The following is a 20,202-nucleotide window of genomic DNA, read 5'->3' on the forward strand; positions in this document are numbered from 1 at the left end:
GAATCAGCGCAACAGGGTCCACAACGCAAATCCTGCGTACCAGACAATCGCGGCACGAACCAGCAACTCCCAGAGCATGTCGAGACCGGTAACGCCTTGCGGACCGATCACCGGCGGCGGCACCTCGCTGGCGGCGCAACCCACGCGCGTAATCAGCTGTGCGGCGCTGATGTTCCAGTTGAGCAGTTCGTGCAACATCACGCGACTCACGGCTACAAAGTTGCCGACCAGCGCAAAGCTTGCGGCGAGCAGCCTGACCGGCACCCACTCAAAGGCGTGGCGCAGTTGCCCTGCCCGCTCTACCAGTGCAGGTGTCGTACCCTGTTCAGCGGCAAGCGCCAACAGCCTGTAGGCCAATGCCGCTACCGGGCCGAGCACGAAATACCAGAAAATAACGGCGAAGAAACTCTGAAACGCCTGCCAGAGCATGTAGCCCTGCACGCCGTGCAGCAATTGCTCGCCGTTGTCTGCCTGCACACCCATGTCGCGCCCGGCCACGTGCACCGCAGCCTGCGTATCCCCACGTCTGCAGGCATCACGAAACGGCCCGAGTACCGCGATCAGATCAACCCGGCCCAGGCTGTAGATCAGCACCAGCAAGTGGATAGGCAGGACCAGCCAGCCATAAGCCACCGAGCCAATGATGGTCAGCGCCAGTTGCAGCAGCAGGACAGGCACTAGAACCAGCAGCACCAGCATGACCCAGGGACGTGTCGCCGTCCGCGGGCTGGCTTCGAGCCTGGCCAGTTCCTTCAGCCAGGGCCCGTCACGCTGAACGCGCTGACGCAGCGCCGAAAACTTCTCGACAAGAACGGCCAGCAGTAGCACCAGAAAACTCATTGTTCGTCCCTCACATCAATCCAGCAAAGCCGCTTGAAACCTGGCCCAGTCAAAAAATGGGCCAGGGTCAGTCTTGCGTCCCGGCGCTATGTCACTGTGACCGCAGATGCGCTCGGGGGTGATTGCCACGAAAGCCCGACGCAATTGACGCGTCAGCTCGATCAGAGCGTCGTACTGCGCCTCGGTGAACGGCTGCTCGTCAGTTCCTTCCAGCTCAATGCCGACAGAGAAGTCATTACAGCCCTCACGCCCTTGAAAACTGGAAACCCCTGCGTGCCACGCGCGATCAAGACAGGAGACGAACTGAATGACCTCGCCATCACGTTCAATCAGAAAATGCGCTGAAACGCGCAGATCGGCAATCCCCACAAAGTAGGGATGCTCGGTGCTGTCGAGCTGGTTCTGAAAGAAAGCCTGCACCTTGCCGGTCTTGAATTGCGCAGGCGGCAGACTGATGTTGTGGATGACCAGCAGCGAGATTTCGCCTTCGGGCCGCGCATTGAAGTTGGGTGAAGGGCAATGCTGTACGCCATCGCACCAGCCGCTTGCGGAGTCCAGTTGCATGAGCGCTCCTTGAACGGGCGGATAAGTGGCGCTGATTATGCCCGCGACAGGAATGGATGTGGAGGTTTAGCCGTTGACCCGCGGTGTAGGAAACACACGCCACACAGCTGAGATAGGTGACGCGGGCTTCACGAAATGCATGCCGACGCAGAGCGTCGGCAATACAATCAATCAGATAAGATCAGGCACCCTTGAGCTTGCGCAGGTTGCTGATGACCGATTCCAGTGCCCGGTCAAACAGCAGCGCATCATCGAGAATCCGCACGGCACCGCGACGAAACTCGATGGCAAGACCGGTACGGGTCTTTTCCAGGACCTTCATGCCGGTTCGGTTGACGAACACATAGCGCCCGGTCGGCTCGACAATCGCGGTCAGTTTGCAGCGCAGCTTGTGCTCTTCATCTTCCTGAATCTCGACCCAGCAACCGACGCGCAATTTGTCGACCATCTGCAGACCGGCATCGTCGGCAGGCAGCTGCACAGTCGGCTCATTGAGCATCCGCTCTTCGGGGGTGACCAGAACGATTTCTTCAACAACGGCCATCATCGGCGGGCTTTCAACCAGCTGTGCGCCTGTCAACGAAGTATCACCACCTTGCGCATCATCACCGCCTTCCTGCAAGCGCGAGAAGTGCTGAAACGCCTGAACATGCAGAGATTCCAGCTGGCTGAAGAATTCACTGGTGGCGAACGGGTCGAACGCAGCGCTGGTCAGGCCATCGCGCAGGGACTTGAGCAGCCCGGGCACCAGATCAAGCAAGCGCTGCAGCGCCTGGGGGTCGTCATGTTGTTCGACGCTCCAGATCAGCTCATCCATGGTTGCCAGTCCGGCCTGCCATTCGCTGGACTCTTCGCCATGCTTGAGGCAGGTTAGCAGAAGCACCTTGCTCCAGGCCTCCTGCAGCAGACGCACAACCACCTCCGGCAATGTGCGGCCCAGCAGGCGCTGGTTCAACTCATGCTGTACCTGCTGCCGTGCCAGCTCGGCACGCGCGCGCCCTTCTTCGGCATCGCGGGTGCGCTGTTCAAGCAGCTCGCTGCGACGACGCTCGTCACTGGTGAACGCCAGAAAATCCGCCAGCAATTCAGAGAAGATTGCCGGATCATCGACAAAGTCATTGAGCAGGCGCTGCACGATCTGCTCGACACGTTGATAAAGCGAGTCGCGCTGATAGTCATCACGGCTGCCCCAACCCAGCGCGGCAGTGGCAATTTCGTTGAGCAGGCGGCGGGCCGGATGGCTGCCGCGGCTGAAAAAGCTTTTATCGAGCACAGCTACTTTAAGCATCGGGATCTGCAAGCGCCCGATCAGCGCACGCAATGAAGGCGTCAGGTTGCGATCATCAAGGATAAACTCGAAGAGCATGGCAATCAGATTGATTACATCCTCGTCGCCGCCGCCAACAATTCTGGATTTGCCGGTTTTGACGTTGACTCGGGTCAGCAACTGTTCCAGCTGATTGCGCAGGTCAAAATCGTCTGCGGTGTCTTGAGACGGGACGTACTGCTGCAGGTGAGAAAGCAGGCGCAGCAGGTCCCGGCTGGAAATCGGCCGAACCTCGGCATTGGGCTCATGACGCGGAGCGAGGTTGCCGCGAACCTGCAGCAATAACTCCTGCAGTGCAGAAAAAACCTCCTGCACACCCTTGTCGAGCTTGTCGGCGGCTTCATTCAGCGCAGGATCGGACATCTCGGAGACGCGATTCCTGGGGGCCGCCCGATCAGACGATCGACGGGCCGGCAGTGCTTTCATGTCCGGCAACACACCCGTGGCAATCAGCAGTTGATTGGCTTCACTGTAAAGGTGGTCAGTATTGGCCAGGACGTATTTCTCGAACAGCTTGAGAATGATCAGCTTGACCTTGATCTCGACGCCAAGGCTACGTCCTGCATCGAGGAAAAACCGGCACAGCATTGCCGGACCCAACGGGTTGGCATCCTCGGCGATAGCTTGCGGAATCAGAACATTCAGACGTGCAGTGAGCTGGCCCAGCGCGAGGCTGTCACGGCTCATGACCTTGCTGACCATGGCATCCACCGCCACAGTCTTCTCGAGATCATCGTTATGCACCAGCGCCAGTTTATCGAACGACACGGCGGCGGGCAGCACGGGCTCGTGAATCTGGTACTGGCCCAAAGCCAGAAAAGACTCATAAAACTTGTCGAGGAAGCCACGCTCGATACTTTTGCGCTTGAGGCGCAGGTCGCGCATGGCTTCAAAGAAGATGTTCTGATCAGTATTGCTGCGGGCGCGGTCAGCCATTTCGAACAGCGTATCGTCGGCGTTGTCGAACAGCGCCTGCAACGCATCCTTGAGCTGCTGGGCCGCCTTGTCGCGGACCTGCAACAACACAACAGGTAATCGGGCCAAAGGAGTACCGGCCCCCTGCGCGGGGAGCAGTTTGCTCAACGGCACTACTTTTTCGTCGTTCGGCATTACACCCCCTGACAGGAAACAACCTGAACCCCATCACAAACGTGGCTTGCTACCCTCGCACTGTGAAGCGACCCGCTTGGCCTTGCAAAACGTCAAAGTCATGACGTCAATTACAAGTCGGATTATCTTTCAAAACTTGTCATCAACGCCAGTGACACTTCTATGGTTGTCGTTGGAACTGTGACAAGGCACTCATATGCTGCGATAGACCGCGATATTCGCTTTCCATCGCAAACGAATTTGCCAAACCGACCAACTGCATGTTCTCAAGGCTGCACCTGAGCATCGCCGCAGGTGGGTTAGCGGTGTGCGGTGCCTTATACTCGGACGACTTTGCTACTGGAGCCCGCTATGCCGAATTTACGAATTGCCGACCTGACCGCCGAGATCGAAGCCAATGTGCGCCGCGCATTGCTTGAGGATGTCGGCAGCGGCGATATCACCGCCCAACTGATTCCGGCGGAACGGCTGGCCAAGGCCACCATCATTTCCCGCGATGCAGCGGTGATCGCCGGCACCGCATGGGTCGATACGGTCTTCCGCCAACTGGACCCTCGCGTGGCGGTGCACTGGCAGGTGACCGATGGCGACCGGGTCAGCCCGAATCAGGCGCTGTTTCACCTGGAAGGTCCGGCTCGCTCGCTGCTAACCGGCGAACGCAGCGCGCTCAATTTTCTGCAGATGCTTTCGGGTGTGGCCACGCGTGCGCAGTACTTCGCAGACATGGTCTCGGGCACCCAGGTCAAATTGCTGGACACCCGCAAGACACTGCCGGGCCTGCGCCTGGCGCAGAAATACGCCGTCACCTGCGGCGGCTGTCATAACCATCGCATCGGTCTGTACGACGCGTTTCTGATCAAGGAAAACCATATCGCAGCCTGTGGCGGCATTGCCCAGGCGGTAGAGGCTGCACGCCGGATTGCGCCGGGCAAGCCTGTGGAAGTCGAGGTGGAAAGCCTGAGTGAACTCAAGCAGGCGCTGGACGCAGGTGCCGATATCATCATGCTCGATGAGCTCAGCCTCGATGACATGCGCGAAGCCGTGCGGCTGACCGCTGGCCGCGCCCGTCTGGAAGCCAGTGGCGGCATCAATGACGACACCCTGCGGGTAATTGCCGAGACCGGTGTGGATTACATTTCCATTGGTGCGATGACCAAGGACGTGAAGGCCGTGGACCTGTCCATGCGCCTGAGCCTCTGATATCGCGCAAAAACGCGCGCACAAACGACTGTCACGATTCGCTCGGGAGTAGACGCTTTGGAACAATGGTTTGTGATGAATGCGGGCCGACAGCTTGGCCCGATGGATGCGGACGCTGCACGGCTGATTGCCCGTGAGTCGCCCGGCGCATGGTGCTGGAAACAGGGCATGCCGGACTGGCAACCGATCTATCAGGTGGCGCAGGTGCGCGCTATGAAGAAGGACGGCGTGACACCTTTCCCGGACCCGACGCCAGACATGATCCAGCCGAAGCCGTCCGGGCTGCCCGCACAGGCGGCATCCACACCTGCGGCACCTGCACCTCCTGCCAAGCGTCCCTCATTCACGCCAGACCCGAACGCCTCGGGCGGCTATGGCCTGGCGCAGACCACCGATGGCGTGGACTTCAAGCTGTACGGTGCGGAAACACAATTTGTCGAGCTGGAGCTTGATCCCGGCGAAAGCGCCGTCGCCGAAGCCGGGGCGATGATGTACAAGACCTGCGACGTGCAGATGGAAACCATCTTCGGCGACGGCAGCAACCAGTCTTCAGGGCTGCTGGGCTCGCTGTTCGGTGCAGGCAAACGCATGCTGACCGGCGAAAGCCTGTTCACCACGGTGTTTTCGCAACAGGGTTCGGGCAAAGGACGCGTGGCGTTTGCAGCGCCCTACCCCGGCACCATCCTGCCACTGAACCTGCGGGATTTCGGCGGCAAACTGATCTGCCAGAAGGACAGCTTTCTGGCCGGTGCCAAAGGTGTATCCATTGGTATCCAGTTTCAAAAAAAAATCCTCACTGGCCTGTTCGGTGGCGAAGGTTTCATTCTGCAAAAGCTGGAAGGCGACGGCTGGGTATTCGTGCACATGGGCGGCACAGTGCGCAAGATCGAGCTGGCGGCAGGTGAATCGCTGGATGTCGATACCGGATGTCTGGCGGCCATGACGCAGACAGTCGATTACGATATCCGCATGGTTGGTGGCGGCATCAAGTCGATGCTGTTCGGCGGCGAAGGCGTGTTTTTCGCCAGGCTGACCGGGCCTGGCACTGTGTGGCTGCAAAGCCTGCCCTTCTCACGACTGGCCGGGCGCATGCTGGCAGCAGGGCCTGCCGGAGTGGGCAGAAGCGAACGTTAACGTCAGCACTTCGTCATTCGACCGAGGGCCATGCTGCGCCCTCACTGCCAAGGAAGAGACATGCAGATTACTCAAGGTCAACGCGTTCCCCTGTCCGGCCTGATTCAGGGCTCTGATCTCACCCTGTCGATTGCCATCAAGTCCGCACAGGTCATTGATTACGTCTGCTTCGGCGTCGATGCCAACGGCAAGCTGTCGGACGACCGCTACATGGTTTTCTTCAATCAGCCGAGCAGCCCCTGTAACAGCGTCAAACAAGTCAATGGCGGAGATTTTCAGCTATCGCTCGCGGGCTTGCCTGCCTCGATAGAGCGCTTGGTATTTACTGCGTCCATCGATGGTGCGGGCACCATGAGCGAGATTCAGGCGAGCCATTTCAGTATCCACAGTCAGGGCCGCGAAGTGGCTCGCGGCGAGTTCTCCGGCGCAACCTTCACCGCCGAAAAAGCCATCATGGTTGCCGACATCTATCGCAAGAGCGGCGAGTGGCGCATCGCCTCCAATCTGCAGGGCTATAACGCCGGGCTGGACGCGCTGGTGGTGCATTTCGGCGGCGAGGTGGCTGATGCTCCAGCACCCGCGCCAGCAGCACCCCCGCGTATTTCGCTGGAAAAGAAAATCGCTGACGCCGCGCCGCAATTGATAAGCCTGGCCAAGAAGGCTCAGGTCAGCCTGGAAAAAGCCAGACTGACCGATACCAAGGCCAGGGTTGGTCTGGTACTGGATGCGTCCGGTTCGATGAACCCGCAGTACACCCGCGGTCATGTTCAGGAAGTGGTAGATCGCCTGATTCCGCTTGCCGTGCATTTCGACGACGACGGCGCACTGGACTGCTGGGCTTTCGGGGCGAAGCCACAGCAGTTGAATGCGGTGACGCTGAGCAACTTCCAGAACTTCATCAGAACCGACCATGGCGGCTGGAAAGACTGGGAACTGGGCGCACGCATCAACGATGAGCCCAAGGCAATGCGCATGGTCATCGACTACTACAAGAAGTCCGGTGACAAGACTCCGGTCTACATCCTGTTCATCAGCGACGGCGGCGTGCATCAGGACCGCGAAATTACCAGGTTGATGACCGAAGCGGCGAAACTGCCGATCTTCTGGCAGTTCGTCGGCCTTGGCGGACGCGGTTACGGCATTCTGGAAAAACTTGATGACATGGGCGGTCGCGTTGTCGACAACTGCAACTTCTTCGCCCTCGACCGACTGGACGAGATCCCGGAAGAAAAGCTTTATGACCTGCTGATGGAAGAGTTTCCCGACTGGCTGAAAGCGGCAAAGGATGCAGGGATTTTGTAGCGCATCGAGCTCTCAACTATCGTACGACGCAGAGCGTCGAGCACTGCGTTCCCAGCCGGAGCCTGCGCAACGACTATCTCAACTATCTCAACTATCTCAACTATCTCAACTATCTCAACTATCTCAACTATCGTGCGACGCTCCGCGTCGCATGCCGTTCCGGACGCTCTGCGTCCTCTTTACGACGCAGAGCGTCGAGAACTGCATTCCCACGCTGGAGCGTGCGGAACGATCATCAACTATCGCCCCTCTGCGTCCTCTTTGCGACGCAGAGCGTCGCGAGATGCGTCCTACGCTGGAGCGTGCGCAACGATAGCCTCGTAACCAGCCCCAATAAAAACCCCCCGCCATTGCTGGCGGGGGTTTTTATCGTGCGCTGCTCGGGGTTTAGCCGATTGCCACGCCGTGCGCTTCTGCCAACGGCTTCAGACCGCCTGCAAAGCCTTGGCCAATGGCCTTGAACTTGAACTCGTCGCCATTGCGGTACAGCTCGCCGAAAATCATCGCGGTTTCAGTCGACGCGTCTTCCGACAGGTCGTAACGAGCGATTTCCTTGCCATCAGCCTTGTTCACAACGCGGATGTAAGCGTTGGACACCTGACCAAAGCTCTGCTTGCGCTCTTCAGCCGAGTGGATAGTGACCGCAAAAACCAGCTTCTTGACCGCAGCGGCCAGACCGGCGAGCTTGACGTTTACCGACTCGTCATCACCATCGCCAGCGCCGGAACGATTATCGCCCAAGTGCTCGACCGAGCCATCAGCCGATTTCTTGTTGTTGTAGAAAATGAAGCTGTTGTCATCCAACACCTTGCCACTTTCACCAACGATGAAGACCGACGCGTCCAGATCGAACTCGGTGCCATCGGTAACGCGTGGATCCCAGCCCAGGCCCACGGTGATTTCTGTCAGGCCCGGAGCCTCTTTCGACAGAGAAACGTTGCCGCCTTTACTCAGACTTACTGCCATGTTCGTAATCCTTTCTGGAAAAATGGTTAGGCGCGAATCAGAAATTCATGCCGAAAGAGTTGGCCACAGCTTTCAGGCCACCGGCGAAGCCGCTACCCACTGCGCGAAACTTCCACTCGCCATTGTTGCGGTACAGCTCGGCGAAGATCATCGCGGTTTCAGTCGAAGCGTCTTCCGCCAGGTCGTAGCGAACGATTTCCGAGCTGGATTTTTCATTCAGCACACGGATGAACGAGCCGCCCACCTGACCGAAGTTCTGCTTGCGGCTGTCAGCGTCGTGAATGGTCACAACGAAAACAACTTTCTCCACGTCGGCAGGGACACGGGCCAGATCGACCTTGAGCACTTCGTCATCGCCATCACCAGCACCGGTACGGTTGTCACCGGTGTGTTCGACGGAACCATCGGCGCTCTTGAGCTGGTTGTAGAAAATGAAGTCAGCTTCACTGCGGACCTTGCCATTGGCACCCAGCAGAAATGCGCTGGCGTCCAGGTCAAATTCCTGGCCGTCAGTGGCACGCGGATCCCAGCCCAGACCAATCAGTACATTGGTCAGGGTAGGGTCGGTTTTCGACAGCGAAAGGTTGCCACCTTTTTGCAGAGTCAAAGCCATGATTCGGTTATCTCCTTTATCCAGTGTTTACGCTTTTTCTTCGGCGGGTTCTTCTTTACCCGGGAAGAGCAGGCTTGCAACGATACCGATGATCAACACGACGACCACAACCAGCAGGCTGGTATTGGCGCTGATCTCGTAACCGTGGTGGAACAGGTGGTTGGTTGCGTTCAGGCCCAGTTTGATGGCGATGAAGAACAGCAAGGCGATAACCGCTTTCTCCAGATGCACCAGATAGCGCTTGAGGGCTTCAAGAACGAAGTACAGGGTACGCAGACCAAGAATCGCGAACAGCATGGCCGAGAACACGATCAGCGGCTCGCGGCTCACTGCGATGATTGCCGGCACGGAGTCGAACGCGAACAGCACGTCGGAGATTTCAGCCACAACCAGACACAGGAACAACGGGGTCGCGAACAGAGCGCCCTTGGCGGCCAGGGTGATACCGGCGTTTTCCGGTTTTTTGACTTCTTCTTCCAGAACCGAGCGACGGACGAAGAAGTTGCTGCCGTGCAGCTTCGGCCATACCGGGAACAGCTTCTTGGCGAAGCGATACGCCATGTGCTGCGAGTAGTCGACTTCTTCGTCGTCGTCATCACCCGCTCTGAGCATCATGATGGCGGTCCAGGCAACGATGACCGCAAACACCACTTCGACCCACGGCCCCAAAGCCAGCAGGCCTGTACCAATGGCGACGAAGATGCCGCGGAAAACGATGGCGCCGATGATGCCCCAGTACAGAACGCGGTGGCGCAGGCCATCCGGGATCTTGAACCAAGAGAACAACGCCATGAACACGAACAGGTTGTCGACGCTCAGCACTTTTTCCAGCGCGTAACCGGTAACGAACAGTGTGGCAACTTCGGAGCCGTGCTGCACATACAGGAAACCGGCAAAAGCCAGCGAAATGGCGACCCAGAAAATCGACCACGCCGAGGCTTGCGCGAGGGTGATCGGCTTGTTTCCCCGGTGGGAGAACATGTCGATAGCCATGGCCGTAATGGCCAGGCCGACGAAAACCGCCATCGTGAGTGGAGGGAAGCCTAGAGAGGTGCTTTCCATTTAACTGCGTTCCTTAGGGTAAAAAATTACAGGTCGAAATCGGACGGGTTCAGGCCAAGCTCTCGGCAGATCGTGCGGCAGACTTCCCGCTCTTTCTCGTCGAAGCTGCCATCAGCGCCACCGATAGCACAGCAGACGCGCACCAGCAAACGGGCGGCATCTTCTTTCTTTTTGATCTTGCCGATGGTTTTCAACGCTTCGGCACGGCCAATTTCAAAATCGAACTCGAACTTTGAGCACGCTTCCTGAAAACCCTGGATGACTTCCTTCATGTCAAAAACTTTCAGTTCCTGAGAGTTCTGGATGAAGCCAGCCATTTTCTGCTTTTCACTGGAGCTGATATCGCCGTCAGCCGCCGATACCAGCGCACAGCCGGAAACCACAGCTTCCATGAATTCGCGGTTCTTGAACTTCGAAACTTCCGAAGCCAGCTTGTCGCGAGCAGCCGTTGCGTTTGTTTTCAACCAGTCCAGCATGTCTATCTCCCATGAGGCGGCACAGCCAGCCCAGAAATACCACGGTATTGTTTACTTGGAACCGGCAGCCCAGCGCATGCCCCAGCCATAGGCCTTGTCCATGTTGCTGTGGCCATTATGGAAATCCACCCGGCGGGTCACCTTGACTGCGCCGTTGTCATTTTCCAGCAAGGCAATTGCACACATGCCCTGACGACCACCCTCTTCGTTGAGGCGAACCTCGATGGGTGGCTGGCCCGGCGCATGAATGGTGACAACCCCGTCGGTTTCTTTCCAGTTCGGCGCGCCTTCATAGATGAACGCATAAACCAGAATGCGACGGATCTTGCTCCAGTGCGCGCCATTGATATGCAGCCACTCACCATCGCTTACCGAGCCGGTACGGTCATCGCCCATCAACTTGATGAAAGGCTCGGTATTGAGCGAACCGAACGAATTGCCCAGCGCCTGGACCGCGCCTTTCAGGCCATCCTGTAGTTCGAAGAGGCAGCCTACATCAAGGTCGATGGCATTGCTCTTCTTCATCGAGAAGAAGCCGCCGCCCTTGCTGTCGCTGCGACGGTTCCAGTTCAGGTTGACCCGAATCTCACCGAAACCGGCGCTGGATTTCTCCAGGCTGATCGAAGCACGGGTCTTGTCGAGCGTGATCTTGCTCAGACTGACGGTCGACTTGGGCGCAGGCGCAGGCGCGGGAACAGGTGCAGGTGCAGGTGCAGGTGCAGGTGCAGGTGCAGGTGCAGGTGCAGGTGCAGGTGCAGGTGCAGGTGCAGGTGCAGGTGCAGGTGCAGGTGCAGGTGCAGGTGCAGGTGCAGGTGCAGGTGCAGGTGCAGGTGCAGGTGCAGGTGCAGGTGCAGGTGCAGGTGCAGGTGCAGGTGCAGGTGCAGGTGCAGGTGCAGGTGCAGGTGCAGGTGCAGGTGCAGGTGCAGGTGCAGGTGCAGGTGCAGGTGCAGGTTGATCCTGGGGCGCTGCGACCTCTACGCCAAAGTTTTTTGCCAGCGGTTCAAGCCCGCCGGCAAAACCCTGGGCGACGCAGCGGAATTTCCATGCGCCCTGACGCAGATAGAACTCGCCCAGAATCAATGCGGTTTCTTTCATGCCGCTGGTAGGGATATCGGCTTCGATACCGCCAGTGATGCTCAGCGCCAACCGTGACACGCTGCCAAAACTGGCCTTGTTCTCGTAGATGGTTGCCGTCAGGGCAACCTTCTCGATGACCGAATCCAGGCGGCTCGGGTCAAGGCTGAACACAGCGCGCCCGGCCGACGCTTCCGTCTGCTGGACCGCACCGCCGTTGACGCTTTTCTGGCCGTAGAAACACATGTCCTGATCGCCACGCACCTTGCCGGAGCCGGTCAGCAGGAATGCAGACACGTCGATATCCGCATCCGCCAGCGGGGAGTAGCTGACCTCGACCGTCAACGGACCGGCAGCGACTGGCGCGTTGGCGCCTGGGACAAGTTGGGTCATGCGCGTACAGCTCCGATGGCCAGTTCGACCAGATCATCTGCAGTACGGCCGTTGGTAACCTGACCAACTGCGGTGAAATCCCAGCCTGCGGGGGTGCGCGCCAGGTAGGACATCACAACGCCGGTGTGCTGGCCTTTCTCGGACAGATCAAAGCGGCCCAGTTCGTTGCGGCTGCCCAGATCGACAATACGGCAGTAGGCGTTGGCGACTTTTTCGAAATTCTGACCGGTGAACGAGTTGACGGTGAACACCAGGTATTTGACCGTGGCTGGCAGTTTTTCCAGATCGACGCTGATGGTTTCATCGTCGCCCGCGCCTTCGCCGGTGCGGTTGTCACCCGAGTGCTGAATGGCACCGTCGCGCGACTGCAACTGGCGGAACCAGACCAGGTCGAGGGGCTTCTTGTCGGCGTCGAGCATGATGCAGGAGGCATCCAGGTCGATATCGCCGCCGCCACCGCCGAGCAACTTGCCGAAGAAACCGCTGGCTTTTTCAGGGTCCCATCCAAGGCCCATACTGACTTTCTTGAGGCCGGTACCAGCGGTTTTCTCCAGTGAGATCGTCTGGTTCTTTGCCAAAGTGAGTGCCATTTTTCGCTCCATGTGAACGTCGGAATTCGGATAAAAGTGTTACAGCCTTACCGTGTTGGCCCATCTTTGCCATCAGGATTGTGTAACTTGGCGTTAACGGGGCCTTTATAACGGCCTCGACGCCACGTCGGATGGAACAAACGCCAGTGCGCATCCTGAGCAGCGGCGAGTAATTCGTGGTCACCCCGCGTGTCGCCCCAGGCTCGAACCCGAAACTGCGTGAGCGGCCCATAAACACTTTCAAGGCGTGCGACTTTCGAATCGCAACGGCAGTTGCTGCCTTCGATCAATCCAGTCAGTTTGCCGTCGATGACTTCCAGATTGGTGCCGATCAGCTCTACTTTCAAGCGATTAGCGAAGGGTTGCAGAACCATAGCAGGCGATGCTGAACATAGCGTGACAATGGCGCCCTTCTCGATTTCGGCGGCGATGGACTCCAGCGCAGCCGGGCGCATCAGGCGGTTCCAGTGCGACTGGCAGAACGCCTCGGCCTTTTGCTGCAGCCATTGCACTTCAACGCCGCTGAGAAACGCCTTGATCAGGCGGCCCTTCAGTTCGTCGCGGGTCACGCGCTTGGCGAGATAGCCGATGCTCGGCAGCACCAAACGGGCCATGCGCACGGAAAAGGCACGTTGCCCAAAAGCGAATTTGAGAAAAGGCACAAAGCTGTCGTGCCGGGTGATGGTTCCGTCGAAATCGAAAACCGCCAGCAGGCGTTGTTCCACTTCGATTTCAAGATCAGGTCCTACAGGTTCAAGATCAGGTTCTACGGTTTCAAGGTCAGGTTCTATCATCTAGCTAACTGCCTCAGCGAGTCGAATGCTGGCATCCATGATCGAAGCGGGTGCGGATAACACTCCATGCCATTTGGCGCGCTCCATGATGTGGGTTGCCCATTTGTAATGGGTGGCCGGTTCACACATCGCATCGTTGTACTTGAACACTGCGGGGGCCACAGAGTTCAAAATCATCCGGGCGGAGTTCATGTCCTCCAGACTGACGCGTAGTGCATTCTGAATGATATTGACCTGCGAGGGGTGAATTGCCGTTTTACCGACCAACCCATTGGTAATATCCAGCGCCAGTTCATGTTCCAGAATGTCAGGTGTGGCAAGTTGCTCGAACACCGGCGCGGTGAGTGCAAAACCCTGCGAGCCCATCACTCCCGCCAGCATCGGGATCACATAGCCCATGGGCGTCGAATACAGGGTCATGGCCGGGTTGCGGCGCAGCCCCAGACAGCCCATCAGGTCATTGCCACCGATGCGCAACGCAATGATCCGCTCGTACAGACTGGCTTTCAGCGCTTGCCCAAGTTCGACCATTGCCGTCGGATCGAACACTTCCGGCGTTTCCAGTGTAGGCATCAACGCCAGCGCCGGGTTGGTAACAGACTGCTCCCAACTCGTCAGACTTTTCAGCGAAAGCTTGGGGACAACAAACCCGTCAACGTGCGCCATCAGCGGCCAGTCGTTGAGAATCCGCGCCATTGCGGCATCTCTCGGACGAACGAACAACAGCGGACCGTTGGCCGGGCGGCCGCCACGGTCCTGAATGCGGGTCAGGACCTGGCGAAGGTTGACCAGCGCTGTATCGACATCAATCAGCGCTACCGCATCTTCCAGGCACACGACCAGCGAACGCAGTTCGGGAATCTTTTCACCGAACACCACATCGACGATGTCATCGCGGGTGGCGGGCATGTACAGCGTTGCCCCCAGCGCGTAAGGCGAAAATAAGGCCATTAGCTCAGACTCCGAATGATGGTCACTGCCCGATAAGGCCCCAGCACATCGCCGACTTCTTCAACGGGAATTCCCGCTTTTTCGGTCAGGTGCAGCAGCAACTGCACATCGCTGTCCGCCCGATTGCGTACCAGCACATGGTCCGGAACACGGCGCATGACCGCACGCGTTGCTTCGGCAATGCCCGGCTTGATGCGATTGAAGTTAGTGATATCAAAGCGCTCGGCAAGGCGGTCGACCACCTGCGTTGCAGCGCCCTTGAGCCCGGTTCGCTGCGTCAGCGTCCAGGGAGTCAGCGTGAGCGTAGAACTGTTTTGACGACGCAGGCTGTCGATCTGTTCAATAAAAGACTGCGTGACGTCGTGGTCCTGCAACTGCTCGTAAACCACACAACCATGCAGCCCGCCGTCCGTCGGCCAGATAGAGCGCGACACCAGACCGGACACCGTGGCACCGAGAATGCCGGACGGAATCACCCAGTCTTCTGCCGACGCCGCCAGCCAGGCACAGCCGCAGGGATCGGCGAGCACCACCAGCCGTGGCTCTTCCGGGAAGCGCGTGTCGCCTGCCAGACTGCGACGGATTTCACCTGAAATTGCGCCCTTGCCGGTCCAGCCGTCGACAAACACGATGTTCTGCGCGCCGTGGGTCTGAATAATGGCCTCCAGCGCGACTTTATCGATGCCGCGATCACGCACGATGCTGATGCCGTAGTGATGCGCTTCGCGGTGCAGATCGATCAGCGCCCGACGCAACAACACACCCAGCGGCAGACCGGCACGCACGAAAGACACCAGAACGATTTCAGCGCCGGTGCATTCGCGGTCAAGCGCCTGCGCCAGGGCTTGCACGTCATCGGCCATGCGCGCACCGTTCTGGCTGAGTGCACGCTCATACAACGCCTTGTGAGCGGCACTGGGGGCCGACTCCTCGCTGATCATTTCCGAATAGTGCTTCTGGCGTGTCTGGATCAGGCGCTCCTTCTCCGCCACGCTGGTGGTCTGCATCGCAACGCTGCGTAGCAGAAAATGCACGTCGTCGTGCAGATAACTGCCACTGCCGACCGTATCGAGCCCGTGAACGGGATCACTCATGCGCTGCTCCGACAAACATTTTCGCCAACTGACTGCGGGCAGGCGTCGCCCACCAGTGGCACTCATCCATGAAACCCAGGTCGGTAATGCTGTCGCCAAAACCGAGTACCGGGCGTTCGCCATTGATGGCTTTGTCGCGCCGCAGCCACTCCTGAACCGCGTAACGCTTGGCCAGCCCCTCGGGCAGAAAGGCCAGGTTGTTGCCATTGCCGTGGATGTGCATGCCGTCAAGCAGGCCGCGGGCCTGCACTTCGGCCAACACTTTGCCGAGGATGCTGTCATCGCTCTCGTTGTGCTTGGTCACCACGTAATGAAACAGTTGCGCCTCTTCAACCACCCAGCCGCGCAGTGAAAAGCCCAGCTCCTGACCAATCGCCAGTGTGGTGGCAGACAATTCATGCAACCGCGATTGATAGCTGGCCAGGGTATTTTTCATCTGCTCGTTCCAGTCCTGGTCCAGTCGCCCCATGACATCGAGCATCACACCGCCGTGCGAACAGATTGCGCCTGCAGTGAACGGCAGTTTGACCCGGCTGTAGGCCTCGACACTGCGCGCCGTCACCGGCACCACATCGGAATGCGCCAGCAGCCAGTGCGCGAAGGACTTCTGCACGTTGGTCATGTAGCCATTGGCGTTACCGCTGATATCCAGCGTTGCGACATGTTTTTCAATGTTCGCGGGCGTTTTGCGGGCGGTCTGGAAGAGTGTGTCGTCCAGATCGACGAAGATCAGCGGGCGGTCGTTACTCATCGCAGATAACCTCGGCGTTCAGCGCTTCGATAAGCTCGGCGGGTACGGCCTGCCTTGGGGTTTCGGTGCAGATCAGCACCCGGTCAAACTGACCCGGCCGCACGTTGTAAAGGAAGTTGGGGATGCCCAGACCATAGTTGTCGGAGAACGACAGTGCGTGGTCGATGGCATGCCCCAGTGCAATCGGTGAACGGCTGGTAGAGCTGAAATGCACATCGGCACCGGCTTTTTCCAGACGCTCGGCCAGCAGAAACGGCCGCCAGACGAACTCGCTGGTGCCTACCACCAGAACGCGTTCACCCTTTTGTACGGTAAGCCCTGGCGCCAGCGTATCGGCAACCGACAACACCCCCATCCGGCCCCAGTCATTGGCGGTCACCAGCGGCCAGTCGCCCATTGCCACGGTCCCAACCTCAGGCATGTCCGGCAATGGTGCGCTCACGTCTTCATCGAAAGAGTACGAGCCCTGCAACAGCGAGACCTGCTCGGCCACTGCGCCCATCGACGTGCTGACTGCACCTGCCGACCAGTCGGTAAGCACGCAGGTCACCACCCGCTCGATGTTGCTCAGCCCGGCCTCGACCAGCGCCTGATGGAGGTTGATGAAGGTCTTGCCCGTCGACGCCTCGTCATCAACCAGCACCAGGGAGCGTGCGCCAAGCATCATCTCGCGTAGCGTCGGATCGACAGGCAGATGGATAAGGTGAGCGCTGGCGTGGCTGTGCTCTTCTTCAAAGCGAGCGAACAGCTCGCTGCCGGTAGGATGGCGCGTGCTGACCAGATACAAGGCATCAGGGCGCGTTGCGCTGTAGGCACGGTGCACGCCGGCACCGAGACCGACTGCGGTTTCGGCCATGCCGATGACGAGCACCGGGCCGGGCAGGTCTGCCGGAATCTTGTGCGCCAGGTCCTGAAAACTTTTCAGCATCACGCCCGGACGCGCGGGAATATGACGCCCAAGCACCCGGGACACGAACAGAAATGCGCGCTTGGGGTTGCGTCGTTCAGCGAAGCCGAACAGAGAGTCCGGGGCAATGGTGGACGAATCGACGCTGACGTCGAGACGACCACGAAGCAGGTCAGCACGAAGCTTTGTAGGGTTGGAAAAAGCTGCGCTGCTGTCCATCGATAAATTCCTGAGTAACGGGGCCGCAGCCCCTGACGCCTGCCACTTGAGCAGGCAACACCGACTTCATTGGCGAGAGGCTTCAACGAGCCATAACGATGACTGTGCGGCGCGTGAGATTTCTGTGGTGGTGTACGACCTTTCCGGGCGGGCATGCGGCGCATCGATACGGCATGCTTGCAGAAAGGACAGCAGCAGTGCGGACTTCACTGCGAAGTTCATGTTTTGCCCGTCCGGCACGGTGGACGTCACCATGCCGATCACCGCGCCACCGTTGTCGAACAGCGGGCTGCCACTGGACCCCGGCTGAATCGGTGCCGTGAACTGGAACAGGCTGGCGTCATTGTGCAGGCCGAACAGACCGGAGATTCCGCCCTGCGTCACCTGCAGCCCGCCACCGGAAATGGACGCCAACGGGTAACCCAGGACCGCTACGGTATCACCCGGCTCACAGCCCTGCCCGTCCCGGAATGTAACCGGAGACAACAGCGGTGCGCCCTGCACGCGCAGCAGCGCAATGTCGTTGCGACGGTCGATGACCACCGGCTCGGCCTTGTAACGGCCTTCCAGTGAAGTGATGTAGAACACGCCCATGTCTTCGATGACATGCGCACAGGTCATGACGTGCCCCGGGCCGACCACAAATGCCGTGCCGGTCGCCGACTCATGCCGAGGCCCGCCACCGGAGCCACCAGACGGGTGGCGCGGGTGACGGTCATCAACGTCCAGGCCGATCTTGCGCCCGAACGCCGACAGCCCGTACGCCGAGCCTTCGCTCAGCGCGCGGAATTTCCACTGTTCATTGCGCTTGTAGAACTCGCCGATGATGATCGCCGCTTCGCCGTTATCGCGCAGATCCAGCCGATGCTCGATGTCGGCATCCACTTTGAGATGCAGACTGGCAACGTCACGGACCGGCCCCATGGCTGCATATACATAGACCATCAATAAGACGCGATCACTGCCAGCCGGGAGCCTGTCCAGCCGGAGCGTACAGCCGACATCCTGAGGCCCGCCGCTCCACTCCATCCAGCTCTGTTCATGATGCAGCAGCGCCGGGTCGCCCATGGGCTGACGCTTGTCGTTGACCGCCAGCAAGGCGACGGCAGCATACTCACCAAAAACCGAAGACTTACCGCTCTCCAGGTTCCAGGTGCAGTGGGCGTTAGCTAAAGCAGTGTTTGCACCTGGCGCAAGAAGCTTCATGCCCGATCCTCCCTGATAAGAGCGATTATTGATAGCAAAAATCTATTATCCCGATCAAACCGTGGCCCGTACAGCGACCGTGATGGCCTTCACGCGGATATCCTCAAGCCAATGTGTTTCCGGTTCTTTCAAGCCGAGACGCCGTGTCGCAAAAATACCCGGCAGGTTGACGCCGGTTTCACGCGTATAACCGATCCCGCCGGAGTAACGCGGGTTGATTTCCAGCAAACGCGGCTTGCCGCCAGCGTCGTCACGGGTCTGTACATTGATCAGCCCGTCGCAGGCAAAATGCTCCGCTGCACGCACCGCCAGTTGCACCGCTTCGCTGTCGCGCTCGAAGGTCTGATTCAGCCCCACCTTGCGCCGCCCGACAAAAGCAACCGCCTTGCCGTGTTCACAGACCATGTCCACCGAGCATTCACTGCCGGGCATATACGGCATCAGCAGCATCGCCGGTACGTCTTCGGCCTGACGATAAGCATTAAGGTACGCCTGAAAAGTCGTTTCACGCGCATCCGGATTGGCGAAACAGCGAAAATCGTCGACATCGGCCTTGAAGCGCCAGAAGCCCCGCCCGTAAATCCCGACCACCGGCTTGATACAGACCTCGCCAGATACCGACAACGAATCGTAAGCCGCCTGCAACTCCTCGGCGCTGCTCGCGGCGATTCCCGGAATGCACGCCAGACCCGCCGCCTCGGCCGCCGCCGTGAAGCGACTCTTGTCATCGACATCCATGAAGGTCTGCGGGGACGTTCCGCCTGTGACGAGGTCCAAACCCTCGGCAACAAAACGTGCACGCTGCGCTTCGTAAAAGCTGCCTATACGCCCGGCGACGATAGTCCGGACGCCCAGCGAGCGAGCTGTCTCCAGCACCCAGTCGATACGCTCTTCATTATCGACCGGCTCTTGCAGTGCCACATGGGCCTGCCCGGTAATTTCGGAGCGCTGCTGGCGATGCGAGGCGATAATCTGCACCGACGCAGGCAGCGCATCGCGCGCGCCCATGATCACTTCACGTTGGCTGGACTGCCCTTCAAGGAACCAAATCATGTAAATCTCCGGAAGACAACGCCATCTGCAACGGCCTTGTCGAATTTTGTAATAACTGTTTTGCTTCGAAATGTTCGGATTAGGGCAAAGTCACGCAATTTTAAACAGAGGACGCTGGTATGAAGTGGCTGAGAAGGTCGATTTGGCTTGTGGTATTCGTGGCACTCGGGATCGGCGCATTAAGCCTTTATTACGTCCTGCCGCGCCATGATGTCGTGATGATCACCGGCGTGGAAGTCAAAAGAATGGACGCCGACGGCATCATCAACGCCGAAAACCCGGCAGACGGCCCGACCCGCGACGTGTACTTCATCAACACCGAAGACCCGGACACCAAGAAAGTCGTGGTCTACCGCAACGAAGACACCGGCTGGAGCTTCCCGTGGTACTTCAAATTCGACTCCGCCGACATCCAGGCCAAAGCCCAGGGCTACTCGCGTGATGCCCAGCAACTGGCGCTGATTCGTTATTACGGCTGGAGGATAACGATCCTGTCGATGTTTCCCAACGTGACAGAGGTTGAGGCGGTGACGAGTCGCGATCAGCCGTTTCCGGTGTTTAATACGATCTTTTTTG

At 58.8% G+C, this 20,202-nt stretch carries 20 protein-coding genes; 4 read left to right on the plus strand and 16 right to left on the minus strand.

All coding sequences use genetic code 11. The annotated features are described in order from the left end of the window. Nucleotides 1–3 precede the first annotated feature (3 nt). The 3 genes from ampE to AO068_RS17660 all read right to left on the minus strand — a co-directional run bounded on the left by ampE (nucleotide 4) and on the right by AO068_RS17660 (nucleotide 3,841). Nucleotides 4–840, minus strand: coding sequence for a regulatory signaling modulator protein AmpE (ampE, locus tag AO068_RS17650; RefSeq protein ID WP_058409003.1), 837 nt, complete (start codon nucleotides 838–840; stop codon nucleotides 4–6). Between the two features lie 15 nt (nucleotides 841–855). After that, nucleotides 856–1,404 carry a 1,6-anhydro-N-acetylmuramyl-L-alanine amidase AmpD gene (ampD, locus tag AO068_RS17655; RefSeq protein WP_004658638.1) on the minus strand — a complete coding sequence of 183 codons (549 nt, stop codon included), beginning with the start codon at nucleotides 1,402–1,404 and terminating at the stop codon, nucleotides 856–858. Nucleotides 1,405–1,585: 181 nt separating this feature from the next. Then, nucleotides 1,586–3,841: a DUF1631 domain-containing protein gene (locus AO068_RS17660; RefSeq protein ID WP_058409004.1), complete on the minus strand. Its 2,256-nt coding sequence runs from the start codon at nucleotides 3,839–3,841 to the stop codon at nucleotides 1,586–1,588. Between the two features lie 351 nt (nucleotides 3,842–4,192). On the opposite strand from AO068_RS17660, the gene nadC reads away from it, so the two are divergent. Genes nadC through AO068_RS17675 form a run of 3 tightly spaced genes read left to right on the plus strand, consistent with a single transcriptional unit; the run spans nucleotide 4,193 to nucleotide 7,477 of the window. Next, a complete protein-coding gene (nadC, locus tag AO068_RS17665) occupies nucleotides 4,193–5,041 on the plus strand; it encodes a carboxylating nicotinate-nucleotide diphosphorylase (protein WP_058409005.1) in 849 nt (282 codons plus the stop codon). Between the two features lie 57 nt (nucleotides 5,042–5,098). Beyond that, complete coding sequence (locus AO068_RS17670) at nucleotides 5,099–6,175, plus strand: TIGR00266 family protein (RefSeq protein WP_004667371.1); 1,077 nt, start codon at nucleotides 5,099–5,101, stop codon at nucleotides 6,173–6,175. 60 nt (nucleotides 6,176–6,235) lie between these two features. Next, the gene (locus tag AO068_RS17675) at nucleotides 6,236–7,477 is read left to right on the plus strand and encodes a VWA domain-containing protein (protein WP_058409006.1); all 1,242 of its coding nucleotides are present in this window, start codon (nucleotides 6,236–6,238) and stop codon (nucleotides 7,475–7,477) included. A gap of 387 nt (nucleotides 7,478–7,864) precedes the next feature. Here AO068_RS17675 and AO068_RS17680 read toward each other — a convergent pair whose 3' ends face one another. The 13 genes from AO068_RS17680 to AO068_RS17740 all read right to left on the minus strand — a co-directional run bounded on the left by AO068_RS17680 (nucleotide 7,865) and on the right by AO068_RS17740 (nucleotide 19,626). Continuing rightward, nucleotides 7,865–8,443, minus strand: coding sequence for a TerD family protein (locus tag AO068_RS17680; protein WP_058400354.1), 579 nt, complete (start codon nucleotides 8,441–8,443; stop codon nucleotides 7,865–7,867). Between the two features lie 37 nt (nucleotides 8,444–8,480). Continuing rightward, nucleotides 8,481–9,056 carry a TerD family protein gene (locus AO068_RS17685; RefSeq protein WP_058400353.1) on the minus strand — a complete coding sequence of 192 codons (576 nt, stop codon included), beginning with the start codon at nucleotides 9,054–9,056 and terminating at the stop codon, nucleotides 8,481–8,483. Between the two features lie 27 nt (nucleotides 9,057–9,083). Further along, nucleotides 9,084–10,118 carry a TerC/Alx family metal homeostasis membrane protein gene (locus AO068_RS17690; protein WP_004663703.1) on the minus strand — a complete coding sequence of 345 codons (1,035 nt, stop codon included), beginning with the start codon at nucleotides 10,116–10,118 and terminating at the stop codon, nucleotides 9,084–9,086. 26 nt (nucleotides 10,119–10,144) lie between these two features. Then, entirely contained in the window at nucleotides 10,145–10,594 is a 450-nt protein-coding gene (locus AO068_RS17695; RefSeq protein WP_002552036.1) for a tellurite resistance TerB family protein, read from the minus strand. A 51-nt stretch (nucleotides 10,595–10,645) separates the two neighbouring features. Beyond that, nucleotides 10,646–12,061 carry a TerD family protein gene (locus AO068_RS17700; RefSeq protein WP_058409007.1) on the minus strand — a complete coding sequence of 472 codons (1,416 nt, stop codon included), beginning with the start codon at nucleotides 12,059–12,061 and terminating at the stop codon, nucleotides 10,646–10,648. Then, complete coding sequence (locus AO068_RS17705; protein WP_002552034.1) at nucleotides 12,058–12,651, minus strand: TerD family protein; 594 nt, start codon at nucleotides 12,649–12,651, stop codon at nucleotides 12,058–12,060. The genes AO068_RS17700 and AO068_RS17705 overlap by 4 nt, the downstream gene beginning before the upstream one ends. A gap of 47 nt (nucleotides 12,652–12,698) precedes the next feature. Continuing rightward, complete coding sequence (locus tag AO068_RS17710) at nucleotides 12,699–13,445, minus strand: HAD-IB family hydrolase (protein WP_058409008.1); 747 nt, start codon at nucleotides 13,443–13,445, stop codon at nucleotides 12,699–12,701. Continuing rightward, on the minus strand, nucleotides 13,446–14,396 hold the full coding sequence (locus AO068_RS17715; RefSeq protein WP_005782711.1) for an HpcH/HpaI aldolase/citrate lyase family protein: 951 nt from the start codon (nucleotides 14,394–14,396) through the stop codon (nucleotides 13,446–13,448). Then, on the minus strand, nucleotides 14,396–15,490 hold the full coding sequence (locus tag AO068_RS17720) for a cysteine protease StiP family protein (RefSeq protein WP_058409009.1): 1,095 nt from the start codon (nucleotides 15,488–15,490) through the stop codon (nucleotides 14,396–14,398). Before AO068_RS17720 ends, AO068_RS17715 begins: the two co-directional genes overlap by 1 nt. Further along, nucleotides 15,483–16,241, minus strand: coding sequence for a hypothetical protein (locus AO068_RS17725; protein WP_058409010.1), 759 nt, complete (start codon nucleotides 16,239–16,241; stop codon nucleotides 15,483–15,485). Before AO068_RS17725 ends, AO068_RS17720 begins: the two co-directional genes overlap by 8 nt. Continuing rightward, nucleotides 16,234–17,367 (minus strand): phosphoribosyltransferase domain-containing protein, encoded by a 1,134-nt coding sequence (locus AO068_RS17730; protein ID WP_058409011.1) that lies wholly within the window; start codon nucleotides 17,365–17,367, stop codon nucleotides 16,234–16,236. Before AO068_RS17730 ends, AO068_RS17725 begins: the two co-directional genes overlap by 8 nt. Nucleotides 17,368–17,433: 66 nt before the next feature. Further along, the gene (locus AO068_RS17735; RefSeq protein WP_058409012.1) at nucleotides 17,434–18,573 is read right to left on the minus strand and encodes a trypsin-like peptidase domain-containing protein; all 1,140 of its coding nucleotides are present in this window, start codon (nucleotides 18,571–18,573) and stop codon (nucleotides 17,434–17,436) included. Nucleotides 18,574–18,627: 54 nt separating this feature from the next. Then, nucleotides 18,628–19,626, minus strand: coding sequence for an ATP-grasp domain-containing protein (locus AO068_RS17740; protein WP_058409013.1), 999 nt, complete (start codon nucleotides 19,624–19,626; stop codon nucleotides 18,628–18,630). A 119-nt stretch (nucleotides 19,627–19,745) separates the two neighbouring features. Here AO068_RS17740 and AO068_RS17745 point away from each other — a divergent pair. Further along, on the plus strand, nucleotides 19,746–20,202 hold a 457-nt coding region (locus AO068_RS17745), incomplete at its 3' end, for a DUF1523 family protein (RefSeq protein WP_058409014.1).

Origin of the sequence: Pseudomonas sp. ICMP 3272 (assembly GCF_001466905.1) — a bacterium.
In the GTDB taxonomy this organism is placed as follows: domain Bacteria; phylum Pseudomonadota; class Gammaproteobacteria; order Pseudomonadales; family Pseudomonadaceae; genus Aquipseudomonas; species Aquipseudomonas amygdali.